This is a genomic window from Oleiphilus sp. HI0079, from assembly GCF_001635105.1.
The window spans coordinates 1-1077 of record NZ_LWFT01000162.1 but is presented as its reverse complement, the minus strand read 5'-3'; the positions used below and the strand labels follow the sequence as shown (position 1 = coordinate 1077).

The following is a 1077-nucleotide window of genomic DNA, read 5'->3' as shown; positions in this document are numbered from 1 at the left end:
GCGCCATATTCTGATTGCGCCCAGCGAAATTCGCAGCGATCGTCAGGCCAAAGAGATCATCGACAAACTGTATGACCGAGTGAGTAATGGCGATGACTTTGCTGAGCTCGCACGTTCCAATTCCGATGACCCCGTTTCTGCCATTGATGGAGGCGATTTGGACTGGGTAAGTCCTGGTCAAATGGTTCCTGAGTTTGAAGAGGTAATGGCGCAAACACCGGCTGGAGAGACCAGTAAGCCATTTCGTTCGCCTTATGGCTGGCACATTTTGCAAGTACTGGAAGAGCGTGATCAAGACATTGGTGCGATGGTTCAGGCAAATCAAGCGAGACAACTTATTTATCGCCGCAAGTTTGAAGAAGAACTCGTGCTTTGGTTGCAAGAGCTTAAGTCTGAGGCCTTTATTGAAGTAAAGGACGAGAAGTACCAAGTTGAGGAGGCGAGTTAATTGGCTACGCCAAAACCGCTCGCAATTACACCAGGCGAACCTTCGGGGATTGGGCCAGACCTTGCGCTCATGCTGGCTCAGCAATCTTGGCCAATACCCTTGGTTTTTATTGCAGACCGAGACCTTCTAGCGCAGCGGGCTGATGAACTAGGGCTTCCTTTTAAGGCGTTTGAGTACCCTTGTTCTATCGACAGAGAGCTAAGTCGGGGCGAAGCATATGTTTACAATGTGCCGCTTAAAGAGCCGGTTCAAGCCGGCGCTCTCAACCCAGAGAATGCCCAGTATGTGCTCGATACCTTAGATGTCGCGATTGATGGAACTCTGAACGAGATGTTCTCTGCCATTGTGACAGGGCCTGTTCATAAAGGTGTTATTAATGATGCGGGCGTACCTTTCTCCGGTCATACCGAGTATTTGCAAGATAAGTGTGGGGTGGAAAGAGTTGTGATGATGCTTGCAAAAGGTAGAAGGAAAGTAGCGCTTGATAGAAATCACTTACCGTTAAAAGACGTAGCTGCGGCAAATACTTAGGACGAAATCAAGAAGGTTATCGGTATGCTTATTGCGGATATGCGGAAGAAGTTTGCAGTAAATGAACCTCGGGTTCTGGTTGCTGGCTTGAATCCGCA

General features: G+C 48.7%; 2 protein-coding genes. Both read left to right on the top strand.

Features of this window, described 5'->3' with window-relative positions:
- A partial coding sequence (locus tag A3750_RS02440; protein WP_197474821.1) for a peptidylprolyl isomerase occupies positions 1-448 on the top strand: 448 nt, incomplete at its 5' end.
- Positions 449-979, top strand: coding sequence for a 4-hydroxythreonine-4-phosphate dehydrogenase PdxA (locus tag A3750_RS02435; protein ID WP_068547999.1), 531 nt, complete (start codon positions 449-451; stop codon positions 977-979).
- The last annotated feature ends 98 nt before the right edge of the window (positions 980-1077 follow it).